This window comes from Minwuia thermotolerans, from assembly GCF_002924445.1.
Lineage (GTDB): Bacteria > Pseudomonadota > Alphaproteobacteria > Minwuiales > Minwuiaceae > Minwuia > Minwuia thermotolerans.
Map to the genome: position 1 here is coordinate 66,175 of NZ_PIGG01000022.1, position 6,326 is coordinate 72,500.

The 6,326-nt window shown below is 67.0% G+C and carries 7 protein-coding genes (1 of these 7 running past the window's edge); 1 reads left to right on the plus strand and 6 read right to left on the minus strand.

Going from position 1 to position 6,326, the window contains the following annotated elements; translation table 11 throughout:
* Positions 1–7 precede the first annotated feature (7 nt).
* The 4 genes from mazG to CWC60_RS04770 all read right to left on the minus strand — a co-directional run bounded on the left by mazG (position 8) and on the right by CWC60_RS04770 (position 4,004).
* The gene (mazG, locus tag CWC60_RS04755; RefSeq protein ID WP_206419767.1) at positions 8–841 is read right to left on the minus strand and encodes a nucleoside triphosphate pyrophosphohydrolase; all 834 of its coding nucleotides are present in this window, start codon (positions 839–841) and stop codon (positions 8–10) included.
* A 20-nt stretch (positions 842–861) separates the two neighbouring features.
* The gene (locus CWC60_RS04760) at positions 862–2,025 is read right to left on the minus strand and encodes a cystathionine gamma-synthase (RefSeq protein WP_109792849.1); all 1,164 of its coding nucleotides are present in this window, start codon (positions 2,023–2,025) and stop codon (positions 862–864) included.
* Between the two features lie 152 nt (positions 2,026–2,177).
* On the minus strand, positions 2,178–3,590 hold the full coding sequence (gene glnA / locus CWC60_RS04765) for a type I glutamate--ammonia ligase (protein ID WP_109792850.1): 1,413 nt from the start codon (positions 3,588–3,590) through the stop codon (positions 2,178–2,180).
* A gap of 75 nt (positions 3,591–3,665) precedes the next feature.
* A complete protein-coding gene (locus CWC60_RS04770; RefSeq protein ID WP_109792851.1) occupies positions 3,666–4,004 on the minus strand; it encodes a P-II family nitrogen regulator in 339 nt (112 codons plus the stop codon).
* A gap of 256 nt (positions 4,005–4,260) precedes the next feature.
* Here CWC60_RS04770 and CWC60_RS04775 point away from each other — a divergent pair, with 256 nt between their 5' ends.
* A complete protein-coding gene (locus CWC60_RS04775; protein WP_109792852.1) occupies positions 4,261–5,028 on the plus strand; it encodes a DUF6969 family protein in 768 nt (255 codons plus the stop codon).
* 21 nt (positions 5,029–5,049) lie between these two features.
* Here CWC60_RS04775 and CWC60_RS04780 read toward each other — a convergent pair whose 3' ends face one another.
* Together CWC60_RS04780 and CWC60_RS04785 are read right to left on the minus strand one after the other, a co-directional pair.
* Positions 5,050–6,165: an NAD(P)/FAD-dependent oxidoreductase gene (locus CWC60_RS04780; protein ID WP_109792853.1), complete on the minus strand. Its 1,116-nt coding sequence runs from the start codon at positions 6,163–6,165 to the stop codon at positions 5,050–5,052.
* Positions 6,162–6,326, minus strand: partial view of an MFS transporter gene (locus CWC60_RS04785; protein ID WP_164516368.1) — the 3' portion only. 1,194 nt of this gene lie beyond the right edge of the window; the window shows 165 of its 1,359 coding nt (coding positions 1,195–1,359); its start codon lies beyond the right edge, outside the window; its stop codon occupies positions 6,162–6,164. Before CWC60_RS04785 ends, CWC60_RS04780 begins: the two co-directional genes overlap by 4 nt.

Sequence of the window (6,326 nt, forward strand, 5' to 3'; positions counted from 1 at the left end):
AGCGGACTCAGCCCTGCTTCTTCTTGGCCGCGTTCCAGTGGGCGTCCATCTCTTCCAGCGTGGCTTCCTCGATGGAGCGGCCCTCCGCGGCGACCGCCGCCTCGACCCTGTGAAAACGGCTGACGAAGCGCGAATTCGTATTCCGCAGAGCGGTTTCCGGGTCGATCCTGAGGTAACGCGCCAGGTTGACGACGGCGAACAGCAGGTCGCCGATCTCGGCTTCCTGACGATCCCGGTCGCCGCTTTCGATCTCGGCCCGGACTTCGGCCCACTCCTCATCGACCTTGCCCATGACCGGGGCGATATCGGGGAAATCGAAGCCGACCCGCGCGGCGCGTTTCTGGATCTTCTCCGCGCGCATCAGCGCCGGCAGGCCCATGGCGACGCCATCCAGCGCGGAGGGGCGTCGGCCCTCCCGGGCAGCCCGGCGTCCGCGCTCGGCGGCCTTCTGCGCCTCCCAGTTGCGGGCCTGCGCGCCGGCGCTGTCGATCCCGGCGCCGTCGCCGAAGACATGCGGGTGACGCTCGATCATCTTCTCCGAGATGTGGTCGGCCACATCCTCGAAGTCGAAGGCGTCCAGCTCTTCGGCCATGCGCGCGTGGAACACGACCTGGAACAGCAGGTCGCCCAGTTCCCCTTTCAGATCCTCCATGCTGCGCCGTTCGATGGCGTCGGCGACCTCGTAGGCCTCCTCGATGGTGTAGGGCGCGATGCTCTCGAAATCCTGTTCGACGTCCCAGGGGCAGCCGCGTTCGGGATCGCGCAGCCGCGCCATGACACGCAGCAGCCGCTCCATCGGGTCCACGCCGCCCTGGCGGCCTTCGGGCTCCCGGTCCTTCATCGCTCCCTCCTTCCCGCGGCTCAGACGAGCGCCCGGTCAAGTTCGGCGATCAGGTCGTCGACGTCCTCGACCCCCACCGAGAGGCGGATCAGCGTGTCGGAAATGCCGAGCCTGGCGCGGACGTCGGCCGGTACGGAGGCGTGGGTCATGATCGCCGGATGCTCGATCAGGCTCTCGACCCCGCCCAGGCTTTCGGCCAGGGCGAATATCTCGCAGCGTTCCAGGAAACGGCGGGCGTCCGCCAGTCCGCCCTTGATGAAGGCCGTCACCATGCCGCCGAAGCCGTCCATCTGGCGCGCGGCGAGGTCATGCTGGGGGTGGCTCGGCAGGCCCGGATAGATCACCCGCTCGATGCCGGGGTGAGCCTCCAGGTGCTCGGCGATCGTCAGGGCGGAGGTGCAGTGCTGGCGCATGCGCAGCGCCAGAGTCTTCACGCCGCGCAGCGCCAGGAAGGAATCGAACGGTCCCAGCACGCCGCCCACGGCGTTCTGCAGGTAGTAGAGCCGTTCCTTGAGGTCCGGGTTCTCGCCGATCACGACGACGCCGCCGACGACGTCGGAATGGCCGTTGATGTACTTGGTGATCGAGTGAACGACGATGTCGGCGCCGAACGTCAGCGGCTGCTGGCAGTAGGGTGTGGCGAAGGTGTTGTCGCAGACCATCAGGATTCCGCGGGACCGGGCGATGTCGGCAATCGCCTTGAGGTCCACCAGCTTCAACAGCGGATTGGTGGGACTCTCGACCCAGACCATCTTCGTTTCCGGCCGGATGGCGGCCTCGAATTCGGCCGGATCGGAGAGATCGGCGAAGCTGAAATCGAGCCCGGCGGAGCGCTTGCGGACGTTCTCGAACAGCCGGTAACTGCCGCCATAGAGATCGTCCATGGCGACGACCTGGTCGCCGCTGTCGAGCAACTCCAGCACGGTGCCCATCGCCGCCATGCCGGACGCGAAGGCGAGGCCGTGGGCGCCGTTCTCGAGATCGGCGACACAGGCTTCGAACGCCATCCGTGTCGGGTTCTGGGAACGGCTGTACTCGAAGCCCTTGTGAACGCCGGGGCTTTCCTGGACGTATGTCGAGGTGGCGTAGATCGGCGTCATCACTGCGCCCGTCGTCGGATCCGGGCGTTGTCCGGCGTGGATCGCGCGCGTCGCGAAGCCCCGGCGGTTCTTCAGTTCGGGCATCCCATGCTCCCCTTAGTTTTCTGTGCCGGAAGGTTGGGGAGGGGGCGGGCGCTGTCCAGCGAAAACTTGCCGCGCGCCACCGCGGCGGCGCTCCAAAGGAAAAGGCCGCGGCTTGCGCCGCGGCCTCGCCCGTTTCGACGATCCCGCGGGGATCAGTTCGAATAGTACATCGCGAACTCGACCGGATGCGGCGTGTGCTCGAAGCGGAAGATCTCCTCCCACTTCAGTTCCATGTAGCCGTTGATCTGGTCGTCTGTGAAGACGTCGCCCTTCTTCAGGAACTCGCGGTCGGCGTCGAGGGAGGTGAGAGCCTCGCGCAGCGAGCCGCACACCGTCGGCACGCCTTCCAGTTCCTCCGGCGGCAGGTCGTAGAGGTTCTTGTCCATCGGATCGCCGGGATGGATCTTGTTTTCGATGCCGTCCAGGCCGGCCATCAGCATGGCCGAGAAGGCGAGGTAGGGATTCGCCATCGGGTCCGGGAACCGGATCTCCACGCGCTTCGCCTTCGGGCTGGAGCCGAAGGGGATGCGGCACGACGCCGAACGGTTGCGGGCCGAGTAGGCCAGCAGGACCGGCGCCTCGAAGCCCGGAATCAGCCGCTTGTAGGAGTTGGTCGACGGATTGGTGAAGGCGTTGATGGCCTTCGCGTGCTTGATGATGCCGCCGATGTAGTAGAGCGCCGTGTCGGAGAGGTCCGCATAGCCGGAGCCGGCGAAGGTCGGCTCGCCGCCCTTCCAGATCGACTGGTGGACGTGCATGCCCGAGCCGTTGTCGCCCATGATCGGCTTCGGCATGAAGGTCGCGGTCTTGCCCCACTGATGGGCGACCTGCTGCACGACGTACTTGTAGATCTGGATGTTGTCGGCGGCCTTGGTCATTTCGGCGAAGGTCATGCCGAGTTCATGCTGCGAGGGCGCCACCTCGTGATGGTGCTTGTCGGTGTTCAGGCCCATTTCGCGCATGACGGCGAGCATCTCGGAACGGATATCCTGGCCCGCGTCGACCGGCGGCACGGGGAAGTAGCCGCCCTTGACCCCCGGCCGATGGCCCATGTTGCCGGCCTCGAACTCGGTGCCCGAATTGTATGGGCCTTCCTGGTCATCGATACGGAAGAAGGTGTGGTTCATCTTCACGTCGAAGCGGACGTCGTCGAACAGGAAGAACTCGGCCTCGGGACCGAAATAGGCCGCGTCGCCGACGCCGGCGTACTTCATGTACTCGGAGGCGCGCTTGGCGGTGGTGCGCGGGTCGCGGCTGTAGCCTTCGCCCGTCGACGGCTCGTTGATGTCGCAGAACAGGATCAGCGTCGGCTGCGCCATGAACGGGTCCATCACCGCCGAGGTCGGATCCGGCAGCAGAGCCATGTCGGATTCGTTGATCGCCTTCCAGCCCGCAATCGAGGAGCCGTCGAACATCACGCCTTCCTCGAAGAAATCCTCGGGGAACACGTCGGCGTCCATCGTCAGATGCTGCCACTTGCCCCGCGGGTCGGTGAACCGGAGATCCACGTACTTGACCTCGTCGGAGTTGATCCGGCTCATGACCTTGTTGATGTCGTCAGACATGTTTGATTCCCTGTCCTTTCACAGATTGCACAGAGCGCTGCGGCGGGCCGCGGCGCCCGGAATTGATCACGGTCCTCAGACCGCGTCCGAGCCCTTCTCGCCGGTCCGGATGCGGATCACCTCGTCCACGGTGGAAACGAAGATCTTTCCGTCGCCGATCCGCCCGGTGCGGGCCGCCTGCTGGATGGCTTCCAGCGCGCGCTCGACCATGTCGTCGTCCAGCACCACCTCGACCTTCACCTTCGGCAGAAAGTCGACGACATATTCGGCGCCGCGATAGAGTTCGGTGTGGCCCTTCTGGCGCCCGAAGCCCTTGGCCTCGGTCACGGTGATGCCCTGAAGACCGACCTCGTGAAGGGCTTCCTTCACCTCGTCGAGCTTGAACGGTTTGATGACAGCTTCGATTTTCTTCATCGCCGCGTACTGACACCCTCCTGTCGTCAGATTTCCCCACGCTGATGCCACGGCACAGCCTAAGCCGGATTAGCACACCGCGTGCCATCCGAATGGTGGAAATTACCCTAATAATTTCAACAAGTTAGCAAACTGACTGAATTTTTGTCAAATGAAATGCCGTAAATTTGGGCAATCTGGTGAATTTATGGGCTTCCTTGCCGGGGTCTGCATCCGGCATCTTCCGTTCCGATCCGGCGGGCGGAGAATAGCCCCGATGAAGGACCCTTGGCGATACATCTTCCGGGCGAGCACGGCGAATCCGGCCGCCGGGGCCGGGGCGTCGCGGCTGGCGGCGATGAATGCGGCCGCGAGAACGGTCGTCGCCATCGAGGCGCGTCACCGCGGCCGGCCCGGTGGCGTCGCCGGATTGCTGTTGGGCGACGACGGGCCCACGCCGGCGGACTGGCGTCGGCTGCCCGAGGGCGATGCCCACGATCCCGAGAGCCACGCGCAATACTATTTCCACCGTCACGACGGTGCGCCGGGCGACCTCGGCCACTTCCATACCTTCCTGCGCGCGCCGGGCATGCCGGCGGGCGTCCGCCCGCTGGTTCCGGACGAGGCCACGCCGTGGCCCGGAGGGCGGGGATCGGTCTCGCACCTCGTCGCGCTTGCGGTCGACCGGCGCGGCAGGCCCAGCCATCTGTTCACCACCAACCGCTGGGTGACCGGGGAGGCGCTTTGCGCCGGCGACGACGTGATTGCCATGCTGGACCGCTTCCGGCCCGCTGGCGCGGGACCGTCCCCCGACGTCGACCGCTGGCTGCGGGCGCTGCTCGTGCTGTTCCGGCCGCAGATCGAGCATCTGATACACCGCCGCGACGCCGTGCTGCTGGAGGCGGTGGCGCGGCAGGGTCTTCAGGCGCTCGAGGCCCGGGAGCTGGAGATCGCCTCCGCCATGCCGATCGATGTCACGGAACAGGCGCGGGCGCTGGCGGCGATCTCGGCGAAGCGGCAGGACCCGGCGGGCGGGGAAGTCTGACCGACTTGCCGTCCGGTCCCGTCAGCCCGTCCGGCCGGCCGCCGTCATCGCCAGGTCCGCGAGGGCCAGCGAGGCCGTGAGGCCCGGGCTCTCGATGCCCAGCATGTTGACCAGGCCCGGGACGCCGTGTTCCCGGGGGCCTTCCACCACGAAGTCCGCGGCCGGTTCGCCGGGGCCGGAGAGCTTCGGGCGCACGCCGCTGTAGCCGGGCTGCAGCGCATCCTCGGGCAGGCCCGGCCAGTAGCGGCGGATGGCGTCGTGAAAGCGCTCGGCGCGGGCCGGATCGACCCGGTAGTCGATGGCGTCCGGATCGTCCCCGGTCAGCCACTCGACGTCGGGTCCGAAGCGCGCCTCACCGGCCATGTCGATGGTCAGGTGGACCCCCAGGCCGCCCGGTTCCGGGACCGGATAGATCAGGCGCGAGAACGGGCAGCGGCCGGCCAGGGTGTAATAGTTGCCCTTGGCGTAGAAGCGGCGGCGGCGGCGGCCGTCGGCCAGGTCGGCGATGACCGGCGCGGCCAGGCCCGCGGCATTGACCAGCGTCCGGCAGGCCAGCCGCATGGGCTGCGCGCCGCCGGTCTCGATGACCGGGTCGGCCTCGCCCGCCTCGACGGCGAGAACGGGCGTCAGAAAGGCGATCATCGCCCCTGCGGCCTCGGCGTCGCCCTGCAGCGCCAGCATGTAGGCGTGGCTGTCGATGATTCCCGTGGAAGGGGAAAGGAGGGCCGCGACACCGTTAAGATCCGGCTCCAGCGCCAGCATTTCCTCGCGGTCGAGCAGCCGCAGATCGCCGACGCCGTTGGCTGCGCCCCTGGCGCGGAGCGCGCGCAGTTCTTCGAGCTGCTCGGAGCCGCTTGCCACGATCAGCTTGCCGCAGCGCCGGTGAGGGACGCCGTGCCCGGCGCAATAGTCGTACAGCGCATGCTTGCCGGCGACGCAGGCGCGCGCCTTCAGACTGTCCTTCGGATAGTAGATGCCGGCGTGGATCACTTCGGAATTGCGCGAGCTGGTGCCCTCGCCGACATGGCCCTCGCGCTCGATGACGATGACCTCGCGTCCCGCCAGCGCGAAGGCGCGCGCCGCCGCCAGGCCGATCACGCCCGCACCGACCACCACCACGTCCGCCTTTTCAGTCATGGGCCGGCAGGTTGGTCCTCCGGCTCCGATTCGTCATCGAAGATCATCGCCGGTTCGGCATCGTCGTCGGACTGTTCCGGGGTCTCGTCACTCTCCCAGCCGGTCGGCATCTGACTGGCGTACTGGGTGCCCCGCATCGGCATGGCGACGAAATCGGCCTG

Excerpts from the sequence above, each read along its gene's own strand:
- CWC60_RS04775 (WP_109792852.1), top strand. The coding sequence starts at position 4,261 with ATGAAGGACCCTTGGCGATACATCTTCCGGGCGAGCACGGCGAATCCG.
- CWC60_RS04760 (WP_109792849.1), bottom strand. The coding sequence starts at position 2,025 with ATGCCCGAACTGAAGAACCGCCGGGGCTTCGCGACGCGCGCGATCCAC.
- mazG (WP_206419767.1), bottom strand. The coding sequence starts at position 841 with ATGAAGGACCGGGAGCCCGAAGGCCGCCAGGGCGGCGTGGACCCGATG.
- CWC60_RS04770 (WP_109792851.1), bottom strand. The coding sequence starts at position 4,004 with ATGAAGAAAATCGAAGCTGTCATCAAACCGTTCAAGCTCGACGAGGTG.
- CWC60_RS04780 (WP_109792853.1), bottom strand. The coding sequence starts at position 6,165 with ATGACTGAAAAGGCGGACGTGGTGGTGGTCGGTGCGGGCGTGATCGGC.
- glnA (WP_109792850.1), bottom strand. The coding sequence starts at position 3,590 with ATGTCTGACGACATCAACAAGGTCATGAGCCGGATCAACTCCGACGAG.